Origin of the sequence: Nocardia canadensis (genome assembly GCF_032656385.1) — a bacterium.
Taxonomy (GTDB): domain Bacteria; phylum Actinomycetota; class Actinomycetes; order Mycobacteriales; family Mycobacteriaceae; genus Nocardia; species Nocardia canadensis.
In genome coordinates this window covers 333,769-360,322 of the sequence record NZ_JAVCWB010000010.1, presented here as the reverse complement: position 1 = coordinate 360,322, position 26,554 = coordinate 333,769, and the positions used below count along the sequence as shown (strand labels likewise).

26 protein-coding genes are annotated in these 26,554 nt (G+C 70.4%); 20 read left to right on the top strand and 6 right to left on the bottom strand.

All coding sequences use genetic code 11. The features are described 5' to 3' along the window. Window positions 1-78 precede the first annotated feature (78 nt). The gene (gene rlmN / locus Q7X29_RS25315) at window positions 79-1,188 is read left to right on the top strand and encodes a 23S rRNA (adenine(2503)-C(2))-methyltransferase RlmN (protein ID WP_316575563.1); all 1,110 of its coding nucleotides are present in this window, start codon (window positions 79-81) and stop codon (window positions 1,186-1,188) included. 4 nt (window positions 1,189-1,192) lie between these two features. Here rlmN and Q7X29_RS25310 read toward each other — a convergent pair whose 3' ends face one another. Continuing rightward, window positions 1,193-1,996, bottom strand: coding sequence for a transglutaminase-like domain-containing protein (locus tag Q7X29_RS25310; protein WP_316575562.1), 804 nt, complete (start codon window positions 1,994-1,996; stop codon window positions 1,193-1,195). A gap of 270 nt (window positions 1,997-2,266) precedes the next feature. Between Q7X29_RS25310 and Q7X29_RS25305 the strand changes: the two genes are divergently transcribed. From Q7X29_RS25305 to Q7X29_RS25290, 4 genes are all read left to right on the top strand, one after another. Then, window positions 2,267-2,689: an uL11 family ribosomal protein gene (locus tag Q7X29_RS25305; RefSeq protein WP_218718492.1), complete on the top strand. Its 423-nt coding sequence runs from the start codon at window positions 2,267-2,269 to the stop codon at window positions 2,687-2,689. A gap of 155 nt (window positions 2,690-2,844) precedes the next feature. Then, window positions 2,845-4,437, top strand: a complete 1,593-nt coding sequence (locus tag Q7X29_RS25300) for a serine/threonine-protein kinase (protein ID WP_316575561.1) — start codon at window positions 2,845-2,847, stop codon at window positions 4,435-4,437. A gap of 89 nt (window positions 4,438-4,526) precedes the next feature. Then, window positions 4,527-5,663 carry a serine/threonine-protein kinase gene (locus Q7X29_RS25295; RefSeq protein WP_218718490.1) on the top strand — a complete coding sequence of 379 codons (1,137 nt, stop codon included), beginning with the start codon at window positions 4,527-4,529 and terminating at the stop codon, window positions 5,661-5,663. 43 nt (window positions 5,664-5,706) lie between these two features. Further along, window positions 5,707-6,672 (top strand): LysR family transcriptional regulator, encoded by a 966-nt coding sequence (locus Q7X29_RS25290; RefSeq protein WP_316575560.1) that lies wholly within the window; start codon window positions 5,707-5,709, stop codon window positions 6,670-6,672. 70 nt (window positions 6,673-6,742) lie between these two features. Here Q7X29_RS25290 and Q7X29_RS25285 read toward each other — a convergent pair whose 3' ends face one another. Next, window positions 6,743-7,012, bottom strand: a complete 270-nt coding sequence (locus Q7X29_RS25285; protein ID WP_218718488.1) for a DUF2631 domain-containing protein — start codon at window positions 7,010-7,012, stop codon at window positions 6,743-6,745. A gap of 95 nt (window positions 7,013-7,107) precedes the next feature. Here Q7X29_RS25285 and dxr point away from each other — a divergent pair, with 95 nt between their 5' ends. The 5 genes from dxr (at window position 7,108) to Q7X29_RS25260 (ending at window position 13,701) form a co-directional block, all read left to right on the top strand. Further along, on the top strand, window positions 7,108-8,289 hold the full coding sequence (dxr, locus tag Q7X29_RS25280; RefSeq protein WP_316575559.1) for a 1-deoxy-D-xylulose-5-phosphate reductoisomerase: 1,182 nt from the start codon (window positions 7,108-7,110) through the stop codon (window positions 8,287-8,289). Window positions 8,290-8,438: 149 nt separating this feature from the next. Then, entirely contained in the window at window positions 8,439-9,635 is a 1,197-nt protein-coding gene (locus tag Q7X29_RS25275; protein ID WP_218718487.1) for a M50 family metallopeptidase, read from the top strand. 115 nt (window positions 9,636-9,750) lie between these two features. Next, window positions 9,751-10,905, top strand: a complete 1,155-nt coding sequence (ispG, locus tag Q7X29_RS25270) for a flavodoxin-dependent (E)-4-hydroxy-3-methylbut-2-enyl-diphosphate synthase (RefSeq protein ID WP_218718486.1) — start codon at window positions 9,751-9,753, stop codon at window positions 10,903-10,905. Between the two features lie 76 nt (window positions 10,906-10,981). Further along, window positions 10,982-11,845, top strand: a complete 864-nt coding sequence (locus tag Q7X29_RS25265) for a GNAT family N-acetyltransferase (protein WP_218718485.1) — start codon at window positions 10,982-10,984, stop codon at window positions 11,843-11,845. A 65-nt stretch (window positions 11,846-11,910) separates the two neighbouring features. Further along, the gene (locus Q7X29_RS25260) at window positions 11,911-13,701 is read left to right on the top strand and encodes a penicillin-binding transpeptidase domain-containing protein (protein ID WP_316575558.1); all 1,791 of its coding nucleotides are present in this window, start codon (window positions 11,911-11,913) and stop codon (window positions 13,699-13,701) included. Here Q7X29_RS25260 and Q7X29_RS25255 read toward each other — a convergent pair. Together Q7X29_RS25255 and Q7X29_RS25250 are read right to left on the bottom strand one after the other, a co-directional pair. After that, complete coding sequence (locus Q7X29_RS25255; RefSeq protein WP_218718483.1) at window positions 13,695-13,934, bottom strand: hypothetical protein; 240 nt, start codon at window positions 13,932-13,934, stop codon at window positions 13,695-13,697. The two genes, Q7X29_RS25260 and Q7X29_RS25255, sit on opposite strands and share 7 nt — an antisense overlap. 268 nt (window positions 13,935-14,202) lie before the next feature. After that, window positions 14,203-14,700, bottom strand: a complete 498-nt coding sequence (locus Q7X29_RS25250; protein ID WP_218718482.1) for a peroxynitrite isomerase — start codon at window positions 14,698-14,700, stop codon at window positions 14,203-14,205. Between the two features lie 155 nt (window positions 14,701-14,855). Between Q7X29_RS25250 and Q7X29_RS25245 the strand changes: the two genes are divergently transcribed. The 4 genes from Q7X29_RS25245 (at window position 14,856) to Q7X29_RS25230 (ending at window position 18,924) form a co-directional block, all read left to right on the top strand. Next, a complete protein-coding gene (locus Q7X29_RS25245; RefSeq protein WP_316576336.1) occupies window positions 14,856-16,160 on the top strand; it encodes a TIGR03118 family protein in 1,305 nt (434 codons plus the stop codon). Between the two features lie 156 nt (window positions 16,161-16,316). Then, window positions 16,317-17,234 (top strand): thioesterase domain-containing protein, encoded by a 918-nt coding sequence (locus Q7X29_RS25240; RefSeq protein ID WP_218718481.1) that lies wholly within the window; start codon window positions 16,317-16,319, stop codon window positions 17,232-17,234. A gap of 50 nt (window positions 17,235-17,284) precedes the next feature. After that, complete coding sequence (locus tag Q7X29_RS25235; protein WP_374104858.1) at window positions 17,285-18,115, top strand: ABC transporter permease; 831 nt, start codon at window positions 17,285-17,287, stop codon at window positions 18,113-18,115. Next, window positions 18,112-18,924 carry an ABC transporter permease gene (locus Q7X29_RS25230; protein WP_316575557.1) on the top strand — a complete coding sequence of 271 codons (813 nt, stop codon included), beginning with the start codon at window positions 18,112-18,114 and terminating at the stop codon, window positions 18,922-18,924. The genes Q7X29_RS25235 and Q7X29_RS25230 overlap by 4 nt, the downstream gene beginning before the upstream one ends. Here the strand turns inward: Q7X29_RS25230 and Q7X29_RS25225 are convergent. Next, entirely contained in the window at window positions 18,918-19,781 is an 864-nt protein-coding gene (locus Q7X29_RS25225) for a helix-turn-helix domain-containing protein (protein ID WP_218718479.1), read from the bottom strand. The genes Q7X29_RS25230 and Q7X29_RS25225 overlap by 7 nt on opposite strands. A 427-nt stretch (window positions 19,782-20,208) precedes the next feature. Here Q7X29_RS25225 and Q7X29_RS25220 point away from each other — a divergent pair, with 427 nt between their 5' ends. After that, window positions 20,209-20,568, top strand: a complete 360-nt coding sequence (locus Q7X29_RS25220) for a DUF4254 domain-containing protein (RefSeq protein WP_019048160.1) — start codon at window positions 20,209-20,211, stop codon at window positions 20,566-20,568. A gap of 4 nt (window positions 20,569-20,572) precedes the next feature. Here Q7X29_RS25220 and Q7X29_RS25215 read toward each other — a convergent pair whose 3' ends face one another. Beyond that, complete coding sequence (locus Q7X29_RS25215) at window positions 20,573-21,295, bottom strand: GntR family transcriptional regulator (protein ID WP_316575556.1); 723 nt, start codon at window positions 21,293-21,295, stop codon at window positions 20,573-20,575. Between the two features lie 96 nt (window positions 21,296-21,391). On the opposite strand from Q7X29_RS25215, the gene Q7X29_RS25210 reads away from it, so the two are divergent. From Q7X29_RS25210 to Q7X29_RS25190, 5 genes are all read left to right on the top strand, one after another. Beyond that, the gene (locus Q7X29_RS25210) at window positions 21,392-22,519 is read left to right on the top strand and encodes a TIGR03364 family FAD-dependent oxidoreductase (protein WP_316575555.1); all 1,128 of its coding nucleotides are present in this window, start codon (window positions 21,392-21,394) and stop codon (window positions 22,517-22,519) included. Window positions 22,520-22,526: 7 nt separating this feature from the next. Next, the gene (locus Q7X29_RS25205) at window positions 22,527-23,210 is read left to right on the top strand and encodes a phosphonatase-like hydrolase (RefSeq protein ID WP_316575554.1); all 684 of its coding nucleotides are present in this window, start codon (window positions 22,527-22,529) and stop codon (window positions 23,208-23,210) included. Window positions 23,211-23,297: 87 nt separating this feature from the next. Beyond that, window positions 23,298-24,344 (top strand): 2-aminoethylphosphonate ABC transporter substrate-binding protein, encoded by a 1,047-nt coding sequence (locus tag Q7X29_RS25200; RefSeq protein WP_394358730.1) that lies wholly within the window; start codon window positions 23,298-23,300, stop codon window positions 24,342-24,344. A 28-nt stretch (window positions 24,345-24,372) separates the two neighbouring features. Further along, window positions 24,373-25,590 carry an ABC transporter ATP-binding protein gene (locus tag Q7X29_RS25195; protein WP_316575553.1) on the top strand — a complete coding sequence of 406 codons (1,218 nt, stop codon included), beginning with the start codon at window positions 24,373-24,375 and terminating at the stop codon, window positions 25,588-25,590. A 67-nt stretch (window positions 25,591-25,657) separates the two neighbouring features. Next, window positions 25,658-26,554 (top strand): 2-aminoethylphosphonate ABC transporter permease subunit, encoded by an 897-nt coding sequence (locus tag Q7X29_RS25190; RefSeq protein ID WP_218718473.1) that lies wholly within the window; start codon window positions 25,658-25,660, stop codon window positions 26,552-26,554.

Below are 26,554 nucleotides of genomic sequence, written 5' to 3'. Positions count from 1 at the left end.
GCATCTTCTCGATAACGACGTTCGGCGTGGCGGCCCGCCCACCGGGGCCGCTGCCGCGTTTGGGACAATGGTGGAATTATGGCCTCCTCCCTGCCGCTCGTGTTCGATGCCCCGCGTCGCGGGATGCCCCCGCGTCACCTCGCCGACCTCGACGCGGACGAACGCAAGGTCGCGGTGCAGGAGCTGGGACTGCCGAAGTTCCGCGCCGATCAGCTGGCCCGGCAGTACTACGGCAGGTTGCAGGCCGACCCGGCGCTGATGACCGATCTGCCCGCCGACGTGCGCGCGAAGGTCGGCGAGACGCTGTTCCCGCCGCTGCTGTCGGTGGTCCGCCACCTCGCCTGCGACGAGGGCGACACCCGCAAGACGCTCTGGCGCGCCCACGACGGCACCCTGCTCGAGAGCGTGCTCATGCGCTATCCCGACCGCAATACGCTGTGCATCTCCAGCCAGGCGGGCTGCGGCATGGCGTGCCCGTTCTGCGCGACCGGCCAGGCCGGGCTGACGCGCAACCTGTCGACCGCCGAGATCGTCGACCAGGTGCGCGCCGCGGCCGCCGCGCTGCGCGACGGTGAGGTCCACGGCGGTCCGGGCCGGCTGTCCAACATCGTGTTCATGGGGATGGGCGAGCCGCTGGCCAACTACAAGCGCGTGGTGAACGCGGTCCGCCGGATCACCTCGCCCGCGCCCGACGGTCTGGGCATCTCGCAGCGCTCGGTGACGGTGTCGACCGTCGGCCTGGCGCCCGCGATCCGCAAGCTGGCCGACGAGGACATGTCGGTGCGGCTGGCGGTGTCGCTGCACACCCCCGACGACGAGCTGCGCGACACCCTGGTGCCGGTGAACAACCGCTGGTCGATCGCCGAAGTGCTCGACGCCGCTCGGTACTACGCGGACAAGTCCGGGCGCCGGGTGTCGATCGAATACGCGCTGATCCGCGACGTCAACGATCAGCCGTGGCGGGCGGACATGCTCGGCAAGAAGCTGCACAAGGCCCTCGGCCCGCTCGTGCACGTGAACCTGATCCCGCTCAACCCGACCCCGGGCAGCGAGTGGGACGCCAGCCCGAAGCCGGTCGAGCGCGAGTTCGTGCGCCGGGTGATCGCCCAGGGCGTCTCGTGCACGGTGCGCGACACCCGCGGCCAGGAGATCGCGGCCGCCTGCGGCCAGCTCGCCGCCGAGGGCTGATCCGCTACTCGATGCCGATCGGCTGGGTGAAGTCGTCGTAAGGCAGTGGGCCGTCGACGAAGGCGTTCACGGTCAGCGTGTTGAGCGTGATGTCGCCGCCGTGGTTGTCCAGGAAGGCGATGTCGGAGGCGTCGCGCCCGGTGGCGATGCGGACCAGGCTCGAGCGTGGCGCCAGGCAGGTCGGGTCGAGCGCGCGCCACGCGCCGTCGACGTAGGCCTCGGCGACGGCGTGGAAGTCCATCGGCACGCAGCCGGGGGCGTAGACCGCCGCCACGCGGGCCGGGACGCCGACCGCGCGCAGTAGCGCGACCACCAGGTGGGAGAAGTCGCGGCAGACGCCGGTGCCCGACAGCAGGGTCTCCACCGCGCCGTCGATCGGAGCGCTGCTGCCCGGGACATAGGAGATCCGCCTGCCGACCCACGCCGCCACCCGAGCGGCCATGTCCGGATCGACGATGCCGTAACCGAATTCGGCGGCAGCGTAGCCGAGCAGCTTGTCCGACTCGGCGTAGCGGCTGGGCCGCCGGTACAGCGCGATCTCGTAGTCGGTGGCCGGTGCGGGGATCGCGGTGCCGAACACCGTCGCCTGGTAGTCCAGCCGCAGCGTGCCTGCCTGCGCGTCGAGCACGTGCAGGCGGGAATGGTGCGGGCCGATCACCTCGCGGGGCGTGACGTACTCGCCGTCGAGTACGCACGTCATGGATTCGATCAGATCGAGGCCGGGTTGCCGGGCGACGGCGATCTGCCACTGCAGTACCGCGTCGGCGTGGACCGTGATCTCCATGCTCGCGGACACATCACGCTTCACGGCTCCAGCCTGACAGGCCGCGGCGCGCGGGGCGACTCGAACACGGGCGCGTGCCGGTCGCGAAGTCACAACGGACGGGCATCGGCCTCGTCGTGCCGGACCGGCAGCGCCGCATCGGTGAGACCCGGGCACCTTCGGTCCGGCCGCACCGCGGGATCCGGGCCCGTGCCGAGGCCGGCCACCGGGTTGTCGGCGGAGTGCCGATCACGTTGCGGCCCAGGCGTTATCGGCACGGAACCGGAACGAGGCCCGCATCCGAGATCGTTGACTATGGCGCGCGGAACAGCCTCTGTCACAGTCACTCTCGAACTCGAGGCGGGCAATGCCTCCCTCATGGTTCTCGGCAAGATGCTCGGCCCCACCGGCATCCCGCCGTTCGAAGTCAAACGCCGCTACGACGCGGCGACGGCCGATCGGCGCGGGGAGATCATCCCCGCCGTCATCACGATCGATGCCCGCAAACGCTGGACCATGCGGCTCAAGACGCCGCCGACGGCCTCGCTGATCCGCGCGGCACTCGGCAAACCCGGCTCACCCCGGCCCGGCCACACACCGGTGGGCGCCCTCACCCGGGAACAGTTGCGGCGCATCGCACTCCGCAAACTGCCCGACCTGAACACGACCGACGTCGAGGCGGCGATGCGGATCGTCGCCGGAACGGCCCGGTCGATGGGTGTGCGCGTCGAAGACTGAGCGTCGTCCGGCATCGCCGGAGGGCGATCTCGCGGCACCCGCCGACCGCCGCGCCACGATGTCCGATCCCGCGTGGTCAGGCGCTAGGTTGATGGTGGCCGACCGGCGGGATGCACACCGGCGGCCGGACCGAACGGCGGGACAACGGGGGAATCATGCTTGCGACGGGCGATGTCTTCGCCGGATACACCATCGAGCGCCAACTCGGCCGTGGCGGAATGGGATCGGTGTATCTCGCGCGGCATCCGCGGTTGCCCCGGCAGATCGCGCTGAAGCTGCTGAACGCGGAGTTGTTCGCCGACACCGAGATTCGGGCCAGGTTCGAGCGGGAAGCAGATCTGGCGGCGCAGTTGGAGCATCCGAACATCGTCACGGTCTACGACCGGGGTGTCGATGACGGGCGGCTGTGGATCAGCATGCAGTTCGTCGACGGGGTCGACGCGGCGACCATCGAACACCCGGTGGCGGTCGAGCGGGCGCTGCACATCGTGGAGGGCACCGCGGCGGCCCTCGATCACGCGCACCGCAACGGCGTGCTGCACCGCGACGTCAAGCCCGCCAATATTCTGCTGGCCGACACCGACGGCCGGGAGCGGGTGTTGCTGACCGACTTCGGGATCGCCCGGCCCCGCGACGATGTGCACCACCTGACCCAGACCGGCACCTTCACCGCCACGCTCGCCTACGCCTCGCCCGAACAGCTGACCGGTGCGTATCTGGATCATCGCGCCGATCAGTACTCGCTGGCGTGCACGCTGTATTCGATGCTCACCGGCGTCGCTCCGTTCGAGGCGACGAATCCGGTGCTGGTCATCCAGGGCCACCTCCAATCGCCGCCGCCGTCGCTGCGGGCGCACCGGCCCGATCTGCCCGTCGCGCTGGACACCGTGCTCGCTCGCGCGCTGGCCAAGCGGCCGTCCGACCGTTTCGACTCCTGCGCGGAGTTCGTCGCGGCCGCGCGGCGCGCGCTCAGCGGCACCGGGGCACAGCCGACCGTGTTCGCGGGGCAGTCGGTGCCGCAGTTCGCGCATCCACCGTTGCCGCATCCCGCTGTGCCGCAACGCTCTCCGGGGTACCCGCCACCGTTCGCGGCCCCCGCGCCCTATCCCGGGCGGCCGAGGCCGGTGCCGCGACGGCGCAACTGGACGCCGGTGGTCCTGCTCGCGGTGCTGGCCCTGATCCTCGGCGCGACCTACTGGGTGTGGCAAGACGACAGCTCCCCGCTCGCCGACGCCCTGCACCGCTCCGCCGGACACCAGGACATGGACGCGCTGCACGCGGCGTTCCCGCAGATGCTGCCCGACGGGTACAGCAGCGGCCGGGTCATCGGTGATCGGCTGTGCTCGGGCCGCCTTACGGCGTCGAAGTACGGCGAGGAGTGGATGAAGACGTTCGACGGCTACCAGGCGAAGTGGAACTGCGCCGACAATTTCGTCGGTGACACCCACTACGCGTTCTTCACCTATCCCACGGCCCAGGCCGCCGCCGACGTCGTCGGCCGATTCCGGCAGCAGACGAAGGACCACGGCCAGGCGACCACCGGCACCCGCACCGACGACCGCCGGGAACGGTCCAGCGGCGGCCGGTACGTCGGCTCCGCGATCGTGTCGACCTTCGCCGAACCTGCCCGAGCGCGCTGGGTGCTGCTGTTCTATCGCGGCTCCGACGACACCCCCTTCGCGGGCAACACGGTGGAGAAGAACATGCCGACGCTGATCGCCGACGTCGCGGGCTTCCCGCTCGGCTGACCCCGGTGTCCGCGCGACCCCGTACCGCGGCGAACGGTGTTTGGTAGGGTCCACACCCGTCGGACGACGAGCGAGATTCGGGGGTCAGAGTGGTTTCTGACGGGACGGTATTCGCCGGATACACGATCGACCGGCAGCTGGGCCGCGGTGGGATGGGGTCGGTGTATCTGGCCCGGCATCCCCGGCTGCCGCGCTGGACCGCGCTCAAGCTGCTGAACCAGGAGCTGTACTCCGACAAGGAGATCCGGGCCAGATTCGAGCGGGAGGCCGATCTGGTGGCCCAGCTCGACCACCCGAACATCGTGACCGTGTTCGACCGCGGCGTCGAGGGCGATCAGCTGTGGATCAGCATGCAGTACATCGACGGGGTCGACGCGTCCATGCTGGATCCGCGGTCGCTGCCGCCGGACCGGGCGGTGCAGATCATCGGCGAGACCGCCGCCGCGCTCGACTACGCGCATCGCGCGGGCGTCCTGCACCGAGATGTGAAGCCGGCCAATATCCTGCTGGCCCGATCCAACAGCCAGGAGCGGGTGTACCTCACCGATTTCGGGATCGCCCGCCTGCGAGACGATTCCGGTCACCTCACCGAGACGGGATCGTTCACCGCCACGCTCGCCTACGCCGCGCCCGAACAGCTCACCGGCGTCCCGCTCGACCATCGCGCCGACCAGTACTCGCTGGCCTGCACGCTGTACTCGCTGCTGACCGGGACCGCGCCGTACGAGGCGCCCAGCCCGGCCGCCGTCATCACCGGGCATCTGCAGGCACCGCCCCCGCCGGTCAGCCCGCGCCGCGCCGGGCTGCCGCCGGTGCTCGATGCCGTGATGGCCCGCGCGCTCGCCAAACGACCCGCCGACCGGTTCTCCTCCTGCGAGGAATTCGTCGACGCCGTGCAGCGGGCGCTGCGCACCGGCACCGGTGGCGCGGCGACGGTGCGGCCGACCTCCGGTGCCCATCCGCAGCCGTTCGTCGGGATGGCGCCGATGAGCCCGGTCAGCGGGTCGGGGGTGCCGTACCCGGTGAACCGTCCGCCGGTACCCCCGTACCAGCCCGTCGCACCGCGCCCGGTCGCGCCGCCCGGGTGGCAGCGTCCGGTGCCGCCGCCGATGCCGTATCCGGCGCCGTCGCGCAGCGGGTGGGGCTCGGTGCTGACCACCTTCCTGATCCTGATCGCCGTCGTCGGGTCGATCATCGCCGTGCTGTGGGTGCTGTCGAACCTGTGATCGGTGGTCGGGGCCGCCCGGCGGGTGCCATATTCTGGTCAGAATGAGCGACTTCGATGTCACCGCCGCCGACTCCATCGACCTCGCCCGGCTGCGTCGCTTCGTCGCGGTCGCCGAGGAACTGCACTTCGCCCGGGCCGCGAAGGGCCTGCGGATCTCCCGGCAGAGCTTGAGCGCCACCGTCATCGAGCTGGAGCACGAACTCGGTACCAGGGTGTTCGTGCCGGGGGCGTCGCCGACCCAGCTGACCGAGGACGGCGCGGCGCTGCTGAAGCATGCCAGGGCGCTGATCAGCGCGCAGGAGCAGGCCGAGCGGGAGCAGAAGCCGGAAGCGCCCGCGAGCCTGCGGGTCGGGTTCGTACCCGGTGTCACCGTGTCGAAATGGGCGCGGATCTGGGGTGACCGGTTGCCGGACCATCCGCTCGAGGTCGTCGGGGTCGCGCAGGGGGAGCAGGAGAGCGCGCTGCGCGAGGGGCGCGTCGACCTGTGCTTCGTCCGGCTGCCGATCGACCGGACCGTGATGAACGCGATCCCGCTGTGGCAGGAGACGCCGGTCGCGGTCGTCCAGAAGGACGACGCGCTCTCGCTGCTGGAGACCATCACGCCCGCCGACCTGGCCGAGGAGCGGCTGCAGGACGGCACCGATCTCGATCAGGCCGCCGACACCCTCGCGCTGGTCGCCGCGGTCGGCGGCGCGACGATCGTGCCGCAGTCGATCGCGCGGCTGCATCACCGGCGCGACCTGGTCTACCGGCCGGTCAGCGACACCGAATTCACCGAGATCGCGCTGGCCTGGCCCGCGGGCAGCGACAGCGAACTGCTCGAGGAGTTCGTCGGGATCGTGCGCGGCCGGTCGGCGAACAGCTCGCGCGGCGCGGTCGCGGCGGAGCCGGCACGGCGGGCGGCGGCCGCGCCCGCGCGCAAGAGCGCCGCGAAGAAGCCGACGGCCAAGCAGCAACCCGCTCGTGGGGGCAAGGGGCGCAAGACCGGCGCGCGGCGCGGCCGCTGACACCGCGCACACGACAACGCCCGCGGCGCGAGAAAGTCGCTGCCGCAGGCGTTGTCGGTGAAGTCGGAAGCTAGCGCGGGATGCGCTGGGTCAGCGAGTCGATGACCAGGATCACCGCGATCAGGCCGGCCAGGCCGATGAGGAAGATGTCCTCGATGTGGCCCTGGTGGTTGCCGAAGGTCATGCCGAGCAGGATCACCACGACGACCCAGGCCGCGATGCGGAAGGTCTTGCGCGACTCACCGCTCCAGCCCCACGCGGCCGAGGGCACCTCGGCGGGATCGACGCTGGTGGCGACGGCGCGCTCGGTGCTGACTGATTCGAGGTCCGTGGCGGCCACGATCGCTCCTTAGGGCTCGAGTTCTGGTTGGGCGAGTGAGCATATCGTGGCATACGACCGTCCGTCGTAGCCAGCAGCCCTGCCACAATGGGGCCGTGTCCCACCCAGCTACCCGTGCCGCACACGGCCAGTCCACGTCCACCGACCGGGTGAAGGTGCTGCTCCTGGGCAGTACCGGCTCGATCGGTACCCAGGCGCTCGAGGTGATCGCCGCCAACCCCGACCGCTTCGAGGTGGTCGGCCTCGCCGCCCGCGGCGGCAATCCCGCGTTGCTCGCCGAGCAGATGGCGGCCGTCGGCACCCGCAATGTCGCCGTCGCCGATCCCGCCGCCGCCCAGTCGCTCGACCTCGAACTCGGCGGCCCCGACGCGGCCACCGAACTCGTGCGCCGCACCGAGGCCGACGTGGTGCTCAACGCGCTGGTCGGTGCGCTCGGTCTCGGCCCGACCCTGGCCACCCTGGAAGCGGGCACCCGGCTGGCGCTGGCCAACAAGGAATCCCTGGTCGCCGGTGGATCCCTGGTGACCCGCGCGGCCGCGCCCGGCCAGATCGTCCCGGTCGACTCCGAGCACTCCGCCCTCGCGCAGTGCCTGCGCGGCGGCCGGGCCGACGAGGTCGCCCGGCTGGTCCTCACCGCGTCGGGCGGGCCGTTCCGTGGCTGGACCGCCGAGATGCTCGAATCGGTGAACCCCAGCGAGGCCAAGACCCATCCGACCTGGTCGATGGGCCCGATGAACACCCTCAACTCGGCGTCGCTGGTGAACAAGGGCCTGGAACTGATCGAGACCCACCTGCTGTTCGGGGTGCCCTACGACCGCATCGATGTCACGGTGCACCCGCAGTCGATCGTGCACTCGATGGTCACCTTCACCGACGGCTCGACGCTCGCCCAGGCCAGCCCGCCGGACATGAAGCTGCCGATCGCCCTGGCCCTGGGCTGGCCCGATCGGGTCCCCGGCGCGGCGGCCGCCTGTGATTTCGGCACCGCGTCCACCTGGACCTTCGAACCGGTCGACGACGAGGTCTTTCCCGCCGTGCGCCTGGCCAGGCAGGCCGGCGAGGCGGGCGGCAGCGTCACCGCCGTCTACAACGCCGCCAACGAGGTCGCGGTGCAGGCGTTCCTCGACGGCAAGATCACCTTCCCGGCGATCGTGCGCACCGTCACACAGGCGGTAGAGGCCGCCGATCGCTGGCACGCGGAACCCGATACCCTGGACGACGTCCTCGCGGCCGACCGCTGGGCACGTCGGTACGCCGCCACCATCGTCGCGTCCTGACAGGACCTGACCGACGAACTGACCACCACGTTTTCGGCCGCCTCGCGTCCGAGTAGCGAGACGGAACGCCGCAGGCGCAGTATCGCTGCTCGGACGCGAGGTCACGAGGCCGAAAACCCGCGGCGCCAGCCGCCAGAGAAAGAGGCCAGATGGTATTCGCGCTGGGGTTCGCACTGTTCGCCCTCGGTATCACGATCTCGATCGCGCTGCACGAATGCGGGCACATGTGGGCGGCGCAGGCCACCGGCATGAAGGTGCGCCGGTACTTCATCGGCTTCGGGCCCAAGGTGTTCTCGTTCCGTCGCGGTGAGACCGAATACGGCCTCAAGGCGCTGCCGCTGGGCGGCTTCTGCGATATCGCGGGCATGACCGCGCTCGACGAACTCGAGGCCGAGGAGGTCGAGCGGGCGATGTATCGCCAGTCGACCTGGAAGCGCCTGGTGGTGATGTTCGGCGGCATCGCGATGAACTTCCTGCTCGGGTTCATCCTGCTGGTGGTCCTGGCCGTCGGTTGGGGCCTGCCGCAGCTCGAGCAGCCCCCGGCCACCGCGCTGGGCTCGATGAGCTGCGTCGCGCAGCAGAATCCCGATCAGACGATGCAGCCGTGCGCCGGTGACGGTCCCGCCCAGCGCGCCGGGCTGCGGCGCGGCGACGTGGTGACCGCCGTCAACGGCGTGCCCGTGACCACGTGGGCGCAGTTCCAGGCCGAGACGCAGAAGCAGACCGGCACCTTCACCTACACGATCGAACGCGACGGCCGGACGCTGACCGTGCCGGTGACGCCGGAGCGCACCGTGCGCTATCCGAAGGAAGGCCCGAGCCGGGAGGTCAGCGCGGTCGGCGTCGGCCCCGACTACGCCGAGCCCCAGCAGTACGGCCCGATCGCCGCGATTCCGGCGACCATCTCGTTCACCGGCGACTTCTTCGTCGAGACGGTCAAGTCGCTGGCCAAGATGCCGCAGAAGGTGACGGCGCTGTGGGAGGCGGTCACCGGCGGTGAGCGCGATCCGGAGACCCCGGTCAGCGTCTACGGCGCCAGCCGCATCGGCGGCGAGACCGCCGAGCGCGGCCTGTGGGGCATGTTCATCATGGTCCTGGCCAGCCTGAACTTCTTCCTGGGCGCGTTCAACCTGCTGCCGCTGCTGCCGCTGGACGGCGGGCACATCGCGGTCGTGCTCTACGAGAAGATCAGGGACACCATCCGGTCCTGGCGCGGCAAGGCCCCGGCCGGTCCGGTGGACTACCTCAAGCTGCTCCCGGTGACGTATGTGGCGGTCGTGATCGGTGGTGCGTTCATGCTGCTGACCCTGGCCGCCGACATCGTCAATCCGATCCGTCTGCCCTGATCGCTCCGAACCGCTGTCGTGCCCCTCACAGGGCGTGCGGCAACCCCGCGCGACTAAGCTCGGCAGCACCACCCCCGGTCGAATCCACGAAACGTACGAAAGAAGGCAGCCGAACGTGACCAGCACAATCGGATTGGGGATGCCCGCCGCCCCCGCTGCTGTTCTCGCACCCCGGCGCAAGACCCGCCAGCTGAAGGTGGGCAATGTCGGCGTTGGCAGTGACTCGCCGATCTCGGTGCAGTCGATGACCACCACCAAGACCCACGACATCAACGCGACGCTGCAGCAGATCGCCGAGCTGACCGCGTCGGGCTGCGACATCGTCCGGGTGGCGTGCCCGCGCCAGGAGGACGCCGACGCCCTCGCCACGATCGCGAAGAAGTCGCAGATCCCGGTGATCGCCGACATCCACTTCCAGCCGCGCTACATCTTCGCCGCGATCGACGCCGGCTGCGCCGCGGTCCGGGTGAACCCGGGCAACATCAAGGAATTCGACGGCCGGGTCGGCGAGGTCGCCAAGGCCGCGGGCGCCGCGGGCATCCCGATCCGCATCGGCGTCAACGCCGGTTCGCTGGACAAGCGGATGCTGGAGAAGTACGGCAAGGCCACCCCCGAGGCGCTGGTCGAGTCGGCGCTGTGGGAGGCGAGCCTGTTCGAGGACCACGGCTTCGGCGACATCAAGATCTCGGTCAAGCACAACGACCCGGTGATCATGGTGGAGGCGTACCGGCAGCTGGCCGCGCGCAGCGACTACCCGCTGCACCTCGGCGTCACCGAGGCCGGCCCGGCGTTCCAGGGCACGATCAAGTCCGCGGTGGCCTTCGGCGCGCTGCTCAGCGAGGGCATCGGCGACACCATCCGGGTCTCGCTGTCGGCCCCGCCCGCCGAGGAGGTGAAGGTCGGCGGCCAGATCCTGCAGTCGCTGAACCTGCGCCCGCGCAAGCTCGAGATCGTGTCCTGCCCGTCGTGCGGTCGCGCCCAGGTCGACGTGTACACCCTCGCCGACGCGGTCGCCGCGGGCCTGGACGGCCTCGAGGTGCCGCTGCGCGTCGCCGTGATGGGCTGCGTCGTGAACGGGCCCGGTGAGGCGCGCGAGGCCGACCTCGGTGTCGCGTCGGGCAACGGCAAGGGCCAGATCTTCGTCAAGGGCGAGGTCATCAAGACCGTGCCGGAGGCGCAGATCGTGGAAACCCTGATCGAAGAGGCGATGCGCATTGCCGAGGAGATGGGCGAGCAGCCGGGCGGTGAGCCGGTCGTCACCGTGGGCTGAGCTCCGTCGCTCACGGTCGGACGTCGGATTCGGCGGACCCGTACCACTGCGCGTGCTTTCGTGGCAGGCTGGTGCCGTGCGGAGTCTGCTGGAGCCGACGCGACGGTCCAAAACCCCTCCCGCGCGCCCGGTGTCCGTGCGAGATCTGGGCGAGGTGCTGCGTGTGCTCGACTCCGACCCGGTGGCCTCGTGCATGATCGCGGCCCGGGTCCAGGAGTTCGGGCTCGACGCGCGCTCCGGGCTCGGTGAGCTGTGGAGCCGGGGCGGTCCCGCGGACTCCCTCTGCTTCTCCGGGGCGAATCTGGTGCCGCTGCGCGGTGACCAGCAGGCCTTACGCGCGTTCGCCGAGCGGGCGGCGCGCTGGCCGCGGGTGTGTTCCTCGGTGGTCGGCCGACAGGAGCTGGCTCTGCCGCTGTGGGAGCTGCTGCTGCCCAAGTGGGGTCCGGCCAGGGAACTGCGCGCCGATCAGCCGTTGCTCGCGCTCGGCGCGCCCGCGCTGGCCCGCCCGGACGCGGGGGTGCGCCGGGTGCGGCCCGACGAGATCGACCGCTACCTGACCGCCGCGATCGCCATGTTCATCGAGGAGGTCGGCGTCGACCCGCGCGCGGGCGACGGCGGCCGTGGCTACCGGCGGCGAATCCAGAGCCTGATCGAATCCGGCAGGGCCTGGGCACGTTTCGAGGACGGCGAAGTCGTCTACAAGGCCGAGATCGGCGCGTTGTCGCGGCGCACCGGCCAGATCCAGGGCGTGTGGGTGCATCCGGACTTCCGCGGGGCGGGCGTCGGCACCGCGGGCACCGCGACGGTCGCGAATGCCGTTGTCGCGACAGGGCGTACGGCCAGCCTGTACGTCAACGACTACAACCGGATCGCCCGACGTGCCTACAGCCGTGTGGGTTTCCGTCAGATCGCGACCTTCGCCACGGTGCTCGTCGACTGAAATCCGGGCGTGTACGGCGCCGTCATCCAGGGTTTGCTGCCCGGTCGCCGCTACCATCGGTGCCGATGAGGACACGGATGGTAACCACGTTCGCGGTGGCAGCCCTCGCGGTGGCGGCCACCGCCTGCTCCGCAGGCCCGCAGGGACCGGTACCCGCCGCCGACGCCTTCGCCGAGGCGCTGGCCGACCGCGATCTCGCCGCGGCCGCCGAGCTCACCACCGCTCCCGAGAAGGCCACGGCCGCACTGACTTCGGCGTGGCAGGCGCTGCAGGCCGAGAAGCTCGAGATCCGCACCGGCGACGCGCGCGTCAGTGGTGACACGGCCACCGTCGACTACACCTACGCCTGGACCTTGCCCAAGGGCCGCCAGTGGACCTACACCGGCGAGTTGCAGATGGGCCGCACCGGCGGTCGGTGGCTGGTGCGCTGGACCTCCACCGACATCCATCCGAAGCTCGGCGACACCCAGACGCTGGAACTGCGCACCGCGCCGGCGCCGCGCGCTCGGGTCAACGAGTCGGCGGGCAGCGATGTGCTGGTGCCGGGCAAGGTGTCGCGGGTGCGGTTCGACCCGGCCGCGGCCACCGAGCCGGATCGGGTCGCCGGCGCCTTGGCCGCGGCGCTGAGCCGGATCGATCCGGTCGCCTACACCCCGCAGTCGATCCTGGACGCGGCCCGCCGATCCGGTGGGCCCTCCACGGTGATCCTGCTGACCGAGTACGAGGCCGAGACCATCGGCGGCGAACTGATCGGGCTGCCCGGTGTCACCCTGACCCAGGAGTGGGACATGGTGCCCACCGACCGCAAGTTCGCGCCCGATCTGCTCACCCAGGTGCGCAAGACGGTGATCGCCGAGGTCGACGGCAAGGCGGGGTGGAGCGTGGTGACCCGCAATGCCAACGGCGCCGATCTCGATGTGCTGCACGAGGTAGCGGCGCAGCCGGCGCCCTCGTTCGCGCTGAGCATCGACCGGTTCGTGCAGAACTCCGCGCAGCACGCGGTCGACCTGCGCACCGAGCAGACGATGATGGTGGTGCTGCGTCCGTCGACCGGGGCGATCCTCGCGGTGGCCCAGAACAAGGCGGCCGATCGGGACGGCCCCGTCGCCACCAGCGGTCAGTATCCGCCGGGCTCGATCTTCAAAACGGTGACCGCCTCGGCCGCGATGGCGGCGGGCATCGCCACGCCCGAGACCGTGCTGCCGTGTCCGAGCCACACCACCATCGGCGAGCGCACCATCCCCAACTACAACCTCTTCTCCGTCGGCGACGTGCCGATGGCCACCGCCTACGAGCGCTCGTGCAACACCACCTTCGCCCGGCTGGCCAGCAGGCTGGACAGCACCGCGCTGACCGACGCCGCGGCCCGGCTCGGCATCGGCCAGGACTACACCGTGGAGGGCCTGCCGACGATGTCGGGTTCGGTGCCGCCCGCCGCGGGACTCGTCCAGCGCGCCGAGGACGGCATCGGACAGGGCCGGGTCGTGGTGAGCCCGTTCGGCATGGCCGTGATGGCGGCGACGGTCGCGCAGGGCTCGGCACCGGTGCCGTATCTGATCGCGGGCAGGCCGACCCGGATCGACGGTGACCGGCCCGCGATCGACCGGAACGTGGTCGACGGACTGCGCACGATGATGCGCATGGTCGTCACGGGCGGCACCGCCGAACGGATCAGGGACCAGGGCGAGGTGTACGGCAAGACCGGCGAAGCCGAGGTCGACGGCGGATCGCACTCGTGGTTCGTCGGGTACCGCGGGGACATGGCCTTCGCGACCCTGCTGGTCAAGGGTGGCAGCTCCGACAACGCGGTCGCCGTCACCCGCGACATGTTCGCCGCGCTGCCGCCGGGTTACTGAACGGGCGCCGCAGCGGTGTGGCCGGGTCCGCCGGCGTTCTCGGTCGCCAGCAGGCCCCGCACCACCGCGAGTGAACTGCTCTCGGAATGGGCAGTCGCCGTGTTGTGCACGACGTTGTACCCGGCAATGGGCTCGGGTGCGGCATGGGTGCCCGCGCCGTCGAGGAGGTCGATGGCGGCCGCGCCGCCCAGAATCATCCCGGCAGTGGTCAAGATCAGGGTGGAACGCCTCATGGTTTCGTCTCCCTCGTTCAGGGTTTCGACGTGCTCTCCCGGGCAGCCTTTCGATTGTCTGTTGGTTTGCTGGTGCTTGAACCGTAGATCGGCCGCCGCGCGGGTAACAACAGACCTAGGCAAGCGACACACAATTGTTGCGTTATGTGCGGGCGTGTTCGAACACAACCGGTACGCGACCGTGATGAAAAGGTGAATGCGCGGTATCGATAGGCGAAATCCGCAGTTCAGCGCCCCTGGTGAGGTAAATTACCGAATTCGAAGGATGTTACGTGCGTTGCAGAGTCGCAGCCAGATGGTGCTGCAGGGATTCGCCGACGGCGGCCATTCGCAACGTGTAGTCGATCGTGTCTCCGGTCACGTGGAAAGAGCGGCCGAGGGCGGTAACCGGTTTCGCCGAACCGCTCAGCCCGATATTCGTCGAGTTCAATTCGAGGCGGATTCCGTCGACGGTTTCGGTGATCGTGCCCTCGCAGATCTCGGTGATGCCGGTGGGGTGGGCGAGCACGAGCTCGACCCGGCCGGGCGCGGGGCAACGCAGATAGCCGGTCTCGGCGTGCAGCGGCCTGCCGTCGGAGGCGGCCTTCGTGCGCTGCCGGTAGGTGAGGAACGGCCTGCCGAGATGTCCGAAGGTGATCTCCTCGACGTAGTCGAAGGATTCGATGGTCGGGTACTCGCCGTGGCCGCGTCCGCGCCAGCTGCCGAGCAGCGGGGCCAGGGCGGCGATGTCGGGATGAGGGGCGACGGGGGCGGAGGGTTCGACCACGGGCGACAGCCTAGACCTGCCCTGGAGGAGACGGTCACGGCACGCCGGGGCTCGGGTCAGGCTAAGGTCAGCCTCGCCTGAACGCCGTCCGGCGGAGGTCGAAAGGAAAGAACGTGAACGGACATGTGAGGGGTACCCGCGGGGTACGGTCCGGGCTGGTGCGAGGTGTGGTTCTCGGTGCGGCCCTGCTACTGGCGGCCGCGTGCTCGAGCTCCGAGCAGGCCGGCGACGATGTGGCCGCGCTGGACGGGAACCGGTACAGCCAGACGAACCTGGCCGCCAACAAGGATTCCTACCACGCCCAGTTCACCTTCCCCGACCTGGTCAACGCCTGGGGCCTGGCCGATCGCCCCAAGGGCGCGGGCGGGCACTTCTGGGTCGGCGCGGGCGGCAAGTCCTACCAGTTCGTCGGTGACGTGCACGCCTCCTCGGATCCGAAACTGCAGAAGCTGTTCCAGGATCAGCTCAAGCTCGTCGGGGTACCCGGCGCCGACGCCGACACCTCGGACAAGAGCGTCGGCAAGGTCACCGGCGTGGCGTTCAACCCGGCCCCGATCACCTCCGACCTGTTCGCGGTGCGCGACCAGTGGGTGGATGTCGACGGCACGCCGGTCCCGCTCGGCGGTTCGTCGCGGTTCATCTTCGCCACCGACTCCGGCAAGATCTCGGCCTGGACCGAACAGGCGCCCGACGGCGCGATCGTGCGCCGCGACGGCGGCGCGAACCAGGTGTTCGACGGTTCGGCGCAGGGCATGGCGTTCTTCGGGATCGCGCTCTCGCCGTCCGGTGACAAGCTGCTCGCCGCCGACTTCGGCGCCGACCCGCAGGTCCGCACCTTCGACAAGTTCTGGCAGCCGGTGGCGACCACCGGCTTCGCCAACCCCTTCGCCACCGGTGACCTGATCGACCCGGCCACCCCCGAGAAGGGCAAGAAGGCCAAGCCGGGCGACCCGGCCCCGTTCAACATCACCACCCTGGGCAGCCGGGTGTTCGTGTCCTATGCCATCACCCAGCCGGACGAGAAGGACCCCAAGGCCTTCGACAAGGCCGAGGAGGAATCTCTCGACGCCGAGGCCGACAGGGCCGCCAACGGCAAGCCGGACAAGGGCAAGGTCGCCGAGTTCGACGCCGCGGGCAAGCTCGTGCGGATCGTCGACGACGGCGGCAGGCTCAACGCGCCCTGGGGCGTGGCGATCGCGCCGTCGAACTTCGGCGCGCTCTCGGGCAAGCTGCTGATCGGCAACTTCGGTGGCCTCGGGCGCGTGCTGGCCTACGACGACACCACCGGCACCTTCGTCGACTATCTGCGCGACGGCGACGCCGAGCCGGTCGAGATCGCCGGGCTGTGGGCGCTGATGTTCGGCAACGGCGAGAGCCTCGGCGACGCCAACGCGCTGTACTTCACCGCGGGCCCCGAGGACGAGAAGGACGGCCTGTTCGGCAGCCTGCGCGTGCAGTAGATCTTTTGCCTGATCGCCTACCGGACACCGCGAGCGTCCGGTAGGCGATCGGTTCCGTTCGTGGCTCGTGGTGCCACTGAGTACGGTCGGCAGCGGTCGGTGGATGCCCCCGAAACTGGTGGGCCGGAGACGGTTTCGTACGACGTATCCTTTGTTGTGAGCTCTCCCGCCGATCCCTCCGGCACCCGGCCGGGCTGCGTCTGGGCGCCGGACGAACCCGAATCGTGTCCGGCGGTGCCCACCTTCGACGACCGGCGTGCCGGGGCGTCGGCCCTTGCGTCGATGGTGCCGATCCGGCCACTCGGCCCGCACGTCGACGGCGCCCCACTGTTCTGTCTGGCCGGCGAGGCGGGCTTGGCCTGGAGCTACGCCGGCCTGCTCGACCACCTGGATCCGCGCGTCCCCGTCTACGGGATCCAGGCGCCGGTCACGACCGCGGCGCCGCGCACCGTCCGCGAATCCGCCACCCGCGCCGTCGCCGAGATCCGGGGGATCGCCCCGCACGGCCCGTATCAGCTGCTCGGCTGGTCGGCAGGCGGTTTCGTCGCCCACGAGATCGCGGTGCTGCTGCGCGCGGCCGGGGAACACGTCGACGTCGTCGTGCTCCACGCCGACCCCGCCGCGTGCGAGGCCGTCCCGCCACCGCGGGCGACGGCCGGGGAGTTCGTGTACCGCTTCGGCCCGCTGCTCGCTGTCGAGGCCGACACCGCAGGCCTGTCGCCCGAGGAGACCGCCGCGGTCCTCGTCCGGGCGCTGGCGGGCACCGTAGAACTGACCGGCGCCGATCTGGATCGCCTGACCGAGGCGGCCGACGCGGCGGCCCGGATGGTGGCCGGCCACCACCCTTCGGTGCTGACCGGTGACCTCATCGTCGGTGTGGCGGGTCGCGAGCCCGACGGTACCGCACGGCCGAATCCCGAAGCCGTGGTACGGAACTGGCACCGCTATGTCGAGGGCGCGGTGACCGGCTTCGTGCTCGACGCCACTCCGGACGAGCTGACCGCCCCCGACCTGCTGCCCGATCTCGCCCGCGTCCTCGCGACGGCCGCCGCGGCTGGGCGCACGGCATGCTGACCGCGCCCGGATCCCCGGCGCCCGCCGACGGGATCACTCATGATGGGACGGTGCGGATATCGGCCGACCCGGTGATCATGCGCCGGGACCGGCCACCGAGCTCGGCGTTCACTCAATGGTGGGTGCTGTCGCTGCGCCTGATCCGGCCGTCCTGGCGGACCGGGGAGATCCTCACCGCGATTCTCGCGCCGGTGGTCTTCACCCTCGGCTTCTACGTGCCGCTGAACCTGGTCATGAGCGAGTACGGGCACGGGCTGAGCAGCTACGCGCAGTTCCTGATGCCGATGATCGTCCTGCAGGCGGTGTCGTTTTGTGCCATCGCCGCCGCCTTCCGCTCGGCCACCGATGCCCGCGACGGTCTCGACCTGCGGTTGGCCACGCTGCCGATGCCGCGGTGGGTGCCGTTCGCGGCCAGGATGACCGCCGCGACCCAGCGGTCGGTGGTCGCGGTGACCGCCGCCCTGGTCAGTGGCACGCTGGTCGGTTTCCGTTTCCACGGAGCCTGGTGGCATACCGTCGGTTTCGTCGGTTTGTCGCTGCTGATCGCGCTCGCGCTGTGCTGCGGCGCCGATCTGCTCGGCAGCGTGACGACGAGTCCGGAAGCCACCACTCAGATCCTGGTGCTGCCCCAGCTGATCCTGGGCATGGTCTCCACCGGCTTCGCCCCGGCGAGCCAGTTCCCCGGCTGGATCCAGGGTTACGCCCGCAATCAGCCGGTCTCGCAGTTCGTCACCGGATTGCGGGCGCTGGCGGGCGATTCCACCGGCGACGCGGGCACGGTCGACCTCGCCACGCTCGGCCCCGGCCTGGCCTGGGCGTTGGGGATGCTGCTCGGGTGCGGTGCCCTGGCCTGGCTGCGCGCGGTCCGGCGGCGCGGATGACCGGCATCGCCGCCGTGCCGATGGTCACCCGGCGCACCGAATCGCTGCGGATGCTGCTGCCGCAGACCTCGATCCAGACCAAGCGCCTGCTGTTGCGGTGGTATCGGGACCCGCTGACCGTCATGCAGGCGCTGGTGTTCCCGTCGCTGCTGCTGGTGATGCTGAACTCGGTGCTGGGCACCCAGGTCTCGGCCTTCGCCGACGCCGACGCGCTCTACGGCTCGGTGCCGATGCTCGCGCTGGTCGGGGTGATGTCGGGGTCGCTCGCCGGTGCGGTGACCCTGGGCCGGGAGCGTGACGAGGGTCTACTGGCGCGGTTCTGGGTGCTGCCGGTGCACCGCGCCTCGGGCCTGCTGTCGCGGGTGGTGGCCGAGTGCGCGCGCATCGCGCTGAGCACGCTGGCCATCTTCGCTGTCGGAACCGTGCTCGGTTTCCGCTTCACCCAGGGGCCGCTCGCCGCCCTCGCCCTGTTCGCGATCCCGCTGCTCTACGGTCTCGGTTTCGCCACCATGGTCACCGCGCTGGCGGTGCATACGTCGAAAACCGCGCTGGTCGAGGTCATCTCGCTGGGCTCGTCGCTGCTGATGTTCTTCAGCACCGGGTTCGTCCCGCTGCGGGCCTATCCCGGCTGGGCGCGTCCGCTGGTCGAGCACAATCCGCTCACCCACGCGATCGACACCATGCGCGGACTCGCGCTGGGCGGACCGGTGCGGGGCCCGCTGCTGGCGACGCTGGCCTGGTCGCTGGGCGCGATCGCGGTGTTCGCGTTACCGGCCGCGGTCGGGTTCCGGCGCGCCAGTCGCTACTGAGCGATCGCGGCGCGCGCGTCGGCGAGCAGCAGGGCCGAATCGCGCGGGCTCAGCGCCATCGCGCGCAGCTGGTCGAAGATCACGCCGAACCGGCGGATCTCGGAATGGCCCTCGACGAGGGTGTCGATCGCCAGGCTCTCCACGTACACCAGTTCGGGGTCGACCGGGTTGCGGAAGTCGAGCAGGGTGAACGAGCCGGCCATGCCGGGGTGGGCGCCCGCGTCGAACGGCAGGATCTGCAGGATCACGTTCTTGCGCTTGGTCTCGGTGATCAGCCGGTCGAGCTGCCCGGCCATCACGGCGGGCCCGCCGACGACCCTGCGGATGGCCGCCTCGTCCATCACGACCCACAGTTCGAGCGGATCCTCCTTGGACAGGTTGACCGCGCGGTCCATCCTGGCCTTGGCGCGGCTCTCCATGGTCGCGGCGTCGAGGCGGGGCATGGAGGTATCGATGACGGCGGCCGCGTACTCGTAGGTCTGCAGCAGGCCGGGCACCGTCGAGGTCTGGTACTGGCGGGCCGACAGGGCTTCCGCCTCGAAGTTGATGTAGGTGGCGTAGACGTCGGATACCGCGCCCTCGTAGGCGTGCGACATACCGGGTTTCAGCGCGTCGCTGAGCAGGCTGAGCGCTTCTTCTCGCGTTTTCTCGGTGACCTGGTACAGGTCGAGCATCGCGCCGAGAGTGCGGCGTTGCGGGCGGGCCTGCGCCATTTCGATGCGATAGAGCGTGGTCACGTTGATGCCGGTGCGAGCGCTGACATCTTCCTTGCTCAGACCCGCCGTTTCGCGCAACTCGCGCAACATCGCGGCGAGCCGGCGTAGTCGGACGGTCAGTGTCGTGCGCTTGCCTGCCATGGTTCCCCTTCGCCTGTGGCGCGCTTCGTGAATCGCATTATTGCGCTGTGCGGCGCCGATGTCACGCGATCGGCCGAGAACGATGCCTCCGACGCATAGCCGAAGGTCGGCGTGCGTGCGGACACGCCGTAAACCGGTGCCGCCGTGCGGATGTGACCATCGGTTCTGTCAGGGCGGCTTTACCGCAAGGCTGACAACGCAATCTTGCGTTTCGCAGTGTGAGCGAGCATGATCCAGTTAGCCTGGTTGCGAGCAATCCGAACAGAAGACCGGGATAACCGAATCGAGAGCCAATCATGTTGGTACACAAATCTTGGGTGTCGGGTGAATTCGGGGCGTTGCGATGAGCGCGCCGGTGATGGGGGTACTGCCGACTGCGCCGCAATTGTTGTGCGCATTCCAGGGCAGGCGTTTTCAAGATCGAGAATTGTTGCGGTCGGCGCACGCACTGGCTGAACTGCACGAACGGCGAGCACAGGTGCGCGACGCCGCGCTGATCGCCGAAATCGATTGCCGTCGCAGCGAACTCGTCGACGACATCAACGACTGGATCGTCCAGGAGATCCCGTTGCACCGCAACGGCGCGTCACTGCACACCGAGAGCCTCGGTGCGGTGGTCGACCGGATGGCGCGCAGCTGGGTCGACGCGAACCAGGCCATCGATCTCGACGGCGCGCGCAGCGACAGCACGCACAAGCACTGGTACCACCTCGCCGAACTCGTCGACGGCTATACCGACCTGGTCACCGATGTGGCGGGCGGACGGCGACGGCTGCCCGAGCAGTAACGGGCTACTCGTGCTCGGGTGACAGCCTCGCCTCGAAGGCGACGCGGTCACCCCGGTACAGCGAGCGCACCCGTTCGATGGGTGCGCCGTCGGCATCGACGCTGCGTCGATGCAACAGCAACATCGGCAACGCCGTTGTGCATTCGAGCAGGCCCGCTTCTCTGGGCGCTGCCAGTACGGTTTCGATGCGTTCCCGCGCACCGGCGAGTTCCACGCCGGTGGCGCGGATCGCGGCGTACAGCGACGTCGTCGGGTCGTAGCTGCCACGCAGGCCGCCGAAGCGGTGCAGTGGCAGGTACGTGCTCTCCAGCCCGATGCGTTCACCGTCGGCGAGCAGCACGCGTTCCAGGTGCATCACGTGCGTGCCCGGCTCCAGTTCCAGGTCGGCGGCGGTCTCCGCGTCGGCGGCGACGTCCTCCCAGGTGACCAGGATGCGGCCCGGGGTGCGGCCGAGACTGATCGCGCCCTCGGTGTAGGAGCGCAGCGACAGCGGCTGGGTCAGCTTGGGGCGGGAGACCACCGTGCCACGCCCGCGCCGCCGAATCCTGCCCTCCACCAGCAGCTCTCGCAGGGCTTGGCGCACCGTCTCGCGGGCGACGCCGAACCGGGTGGCGAGGTCGCGTTCGGACGGCACCGGGTCGCCTTCGTCGAGATCGGCCAGGATGGCGTCGATTTCGGTGCGAACCAGGAACACCTTCGGAACGCGCGTCGTGTGCGGTGTCTCCATGCCCGCCAGCCTACTCGATTGGTCTATACCAAAACTTAACCTGCCGTTCTCGCAGCCAACACCTATCGGTCTAGACCATTTGCCATCATCGCTGACATGCGATTGGTCATCATCGGTGGAGGGATACTCGGCACCGCACACGCCTGGGCGGCGATCGCCCGTGGCCACGAGGTCGTCCAGCTCGAACGCGAACGCGAGGCGCGCGGCGCGACCGTGCGCAACTTCGGCCTGGTCTGGGTGTCCGGCCGGGCGGCGGGGGAGCTGGAGCTGACCCTGCGCTCGCGGGAGCTGTGGGAGGAGATCGGTGGCCGGGTGGCCGGCGTCGGCTTCCGTCCCGCCGGCTCGATCACGCTGGTGCGCACGCCCGCCGAGCTGGCCGTCGCCGAGGCGGCCGCCGCGGGCGCCACCGCACCGGCGCGCGGCTTCACCCTGCTCGACCCCGACCAGGTGCGTGTGCTCAATCCGGCGCTGCGCGGCAAATACCTCGCCGGACTGCACTGCTCGACCGACGCCGCGGTGGAATCACGCCAGGCGCTGCCCGCGTTGCGCGCCCATATGGCGGGCAGCGGCCGCTACGCCTTCCACGAGGGCACCGAGGCCCGCTCGGTCCTCGACACCGGATCCGGCGCCGTCGTCGTCGACGATCACGGCCGCCGCCACCAGGCCGACCTGGTGGTGCACTGTCCCGGCGCCGCCCACTCCGGGCTCACCCGCGAACTGGCCGGCGAGCTGCCGGTGCGCCGGGTGCGGTTGCAGATGATGCAGACCGCGCCGCTGGACGAACCGCTCACCACCGCGATCGCCGACGGCGACAGCTTCCGCTACTACCCGGGATTCGCCGGTGCGCAAGTGGATTCGCTGGCACTGGAACAGTCGCAGACCGCCACGGCCGCCGAGCACAAGATGCAGCTGCTGTGTGTGCAGCGGCTGCACGGCGGCCTGACCATCGGCGACACCCACGAGTACACCGAGCCGTTCGCCTTCGACGTCGACGAGGCGCCCTACGACCACCTCACCGCGGTGACCGAGGAACTGCTCGGCCGCAGGCTGCCGCGCGTCGTGCGCCGCTGGGCGGGTGTCTACAGCCAGAGCGTCGATCCCGACGCCATCGTCACCCGGGTGCGGGCCGACACCAACGTGTGGGTCGTCACCGGCCCCGGTGGCCGCGGCATGACCCTGGGCCCCGCCATCGGCGAGCAGACCGCCGACCGGATCGGACTGTGAGGAAGCAATGCCGGACACCATGATTCAGCTCGCCGTACTCGACATGGCGGGCACCACCGTCGCCGATGGCGGCCTGGTCCTGCGCGCCTTCGAGGCCGCCGCCACCGCCGCCGGGATCGAGCCCGACGGCCCGCGTCGTGAGCAGGCTCGCCGCTATGTCCTCGACACCATGGGGCAGTCCAAGATCGAGGTCTTCCGCGCCCTGCTCGGTGACGAGGACGCCGCCCAGGCCGCCAACCTCGCGTTCGAGTCCGCCTACGACGCGCTGATCGACGAGGCCGACATCGCGCCGATTCCCGGTGCGGTCGAGGCGATCACCGCGGTGCGCGCGGCGGGTGTGCGGGTGGCGCTGACCACCGGCTTCAGCCGCGGCACCCAGGACAAGCTGCTGGCCGTTCTCGGGTGGGCCGACCTGGCCGACCTCACGCTGGCCCCCTCGGACGCCGGGCGTGGCCGCCCGTACCCCGACATGGTCCTCACCGCGGCCCTGCGCCTCGGCGTCGACGCGGTCGACCGGATCGCCGTGCTCGGTGACACCACCAGCGACATCGCGACCGGCCTCGCGGCGGGCGCGGGCATCGTCGCGGGCACCCTCACCGGCGCGCACACCGCCGACCAGTTGCGCGCCGCCGGCGCGACCCATGTCGTCGCCTCGGTCGCCGACTTCCCCGCGCTGGTACTGGCGCCCTGACTGCGCCGCGGCAACCCGTCGCGGTGTCTCGAAGATCCACCGTCCCTGCGATTCCCCCTCGACAACGAGACGAAAGTTGCTGTAATCGTGCGTACTTCCCTCACCGCGCGCCGCCTGTCCAAGGTCGCGCTGCTGCTGGCCGGCGTCACCGCCGTCGCGTTCACCGCGGCCTGCGGCGGCACCGGCACCGAATCCGCGGACGGCAAGACCGTCACCGTCTACTCCGCCGACGGTGTCGGTGGCTGGTACAAGAACCGGTTCGCCGAGTTCACCGCGCAGACCGGCATCGCGGTCAACCTCGTCGAGGCGGGTTCCGGCGAGGTCGTGAACCGCGTCGACAAGGAGCAGTCCAACCCGCAGGCCGACGTGGTCGTCACCCTGCCGCCGTTCATCCAGAAGGCCAAGCAGTCCGGACTGCTGCAGCCCAGCGGCATCGACACCGCCGCGATCCCGGCCACCGACAAGGACGCCGAGGGCACCTACGTGACCCTGGCCAACAACTACCTGTGCTTCATCGCCAACCCCTCGGTCGACGCCTCCGCGCTGACCTGGGAGGACCTGCTGAAGCCGGAGTTCAAGGGCAAGCTGCAGTACTCCACCCCCGGCCAGGCCGGCGACGGTACCGCCGTGCTGGTGCTGCTGCAGCAGCTGCGCGGCAAGCAGGCCGCACTGGACTACCTGGCCGCGTTGCAGGCCAACAACGTCGGCCCGTCCTCCTCGACCGGCAAGCTGCAGGCCAAGGTCGACAAGGGTGAGCTGCTGATCGCCAACGGTGACGTGCAGATGAACCTGACCACGGTGCAGGAGAAGGGCTCCAAGTTCAACGTCTTCTTCCCGGCGACCGCTGGCAAGCGCTCCACCGTGTCGGTGCCGTACGTGATGGGCCTGGCCAAGGGCGCGCCGCACAAGGACGACGCCACGAAACTGATGAGCTTCCTGCTCGCCACCGACGCGCAGAGCAAGCTCGGCCCGGAGGCCTTCGCGGTGTCCTCGCGCACCGACGTGAAGGCCCCCGCCGAGGGCGGTCCGGCCGCCACGCTGACCGGCGTCGAGGTGGTCGCGGTCGACTGGAACAAGGTCCTCACCGAGCTGGACGCCGATGTCGCGGCGTACCAGAAGGCAACCGGCAGCTGAATCCGGCTGTGCTGTAAGGGAGTAGACGATGTCCGACGGTGACCTCCGCACGAAGTCCGCTACCGCCGCCCGCACCGGGTCGGCCACGAACGAACCGGCGATCGTGTTCGACCGGGTCGGGGTCAGCTACGGCCGGGGCCGCAAGGCCGCGGTCGCGCTGACCGATTTCACCCTGCGCGTCGCCGTCGGCGAGACCGTCGCGCTGCTTGGCCCGAGCGGGTCGGGCAAGTCGACCGCGCTCAAGGCGCTGGCCGGTTTCGTCCGGCCCACCTCGGGCGCGGTCCGGCTGGCCGGGCGCGAGGTCACCGATCTGTCGCCCGCCAAGCGCGGGATCGGGGTCGTCGTCCAGTCCTACGCGCTGTTCCCGCACCTGAGCGTGCACGGCAATGTCGCCTTCGGGCTGAAGTCGCAGCGGGTGCCGCGAGCCGAGATCGGCGCGCGGGTCACCGAGGCGCTCGAGATGGTCGGGATGGCCGGCTACGCCCGGCGGCTGCCGCGGGAACTGTCCGGTGGGCAGCAGCAGCGGGTGGCGATCGCCCGTGCGCTGGCCATCCGGCCCGCGGTGCTGTTGCTGGACGAGCCATTGGCCGCGCTCGACGCGCAGCTACGCCACTCGATGCTCGGTGAACTGCAGCGACTGCGCAGGGCCCTGCCCGACACCGCGATGCTCTACGTCACCCACGATCAGGCCGAGGCGCTGGCGCTGGCCGACCGGATCGCGGTGATGCGCGATGCCCGGCTGGTCGACGTCGATACCGCCGAGAACCTGTGGCAGCGACCGCCCACCGATTTCACCGCCGCCTTCCTGGGTGGCGCGAATCTGGTGCCGTGCACCGTCAACCACGTCACCGGCACGGCGGCGCTGGTCACCGCGGGCACCGCCACACTGCGCGCGCAGGCCCCGCAGCCCGGTGTCGGCCGAGCCGACTGGGCGCCGAACGACGAGGCGCTGCTGTGTCTTCGGCCGCACACCATCACCCTCGGCGCGACCGGCGACCGGGACGCCCTGCGGGCCACCGTGCTGACCTCGGTGTGGCGCGGTGCGTCGACCCGGGTCGAGCTGGCGGTCGACGGGCTGCCGGGGGAGCTGGCCGTCGATGTCCCGGGGCACTTCACCACCGAGGTCGGCGCGGCGGTCGGCGTGCGCCTGCCCGACCCGGCGGGGGTCCTGATCCCGAACAGCGTCGGCGAGAGTGTCCGGGGGACACCCGGTTCCGTCGCCGCCGGTCCGGCGGACGCGTCATGAGCGCGACGACGGTCGACCCCGGGGAGCGGCGCGTGGCGACGCGGCGCGGTGCGATGGAGGCGGCGCGGTGAGCACTCCCGTCCTCGATCCGCCCGTCCCCGCCGCGGCACCGACAGCATCCGGCTCGCCGCGCTCCTGGCTGCCGATCCTGTGGACCCTGCCCCCGGTGCTGGTCGTGCTCGGCGTCGCCGGCTACCCGATTCTGCGGGTGCTCACCGAGTCGACGCGGACCCCGGCCGGGCGTGGCACCGAGGTGTGGACCTCGGTGCTTGGCTCGGAGTCGTTCCGGGACGCGTTGTGGCGCACCGTGTCCATCGCCGTCTGCGCGACCGCGGGCTGCCTGGTGCTCGGGACGTTCCTGGCGATCGTGCTCGCGTTCGTCCCGTTTCCCGGTGCGGGCCTGGTCGGCAGGCTCATCGACACCATTCTGACGCTGCCCTCGTTCCTGATCACCCTCGCGTTCACCTTCCTCTACGGCACGGCGGGCGCGGTGAACGCCCTGCTGGCCGAGCTGACCGGCGCGACCCAGCCGGTCGTCGATTTCCTCACCACCCCGCTCGGGGTGATCCTGGCCGAGATCACCTATTTCACGCCGTTCGTGGTGCGGCCGGTGCTGGCCGCGTTCGCGCAGCTGCCGCGCGAACAGCTCGACGTGGCCGCCAGTCTGGGCGCCTCGCCGTGGCGGGTGCTGCGGCAGGTGGTGCTGCCCGAGGCGTGGCCCGCGCTCGCGGCGGGCGGCAGCCTGGTCCTGTTGCTGACGCTCAACGAGTTCGGCATCGTGCTGTTCACCGGGGCGAAGGGGGTGATCACGCTGCCCGCGCTGATCTACACCCGCGGCATCGTCACCTTCGATCTGCCCGGCGCCGCGGTGCTGGCCTCGGTACAGGTGCTGCTCTCGCTCTCCCTGTACCTGACCTACCGGCTCGTCTTCGCCCGGTTCACCGCTCGCCCGAAGGGGGATTGA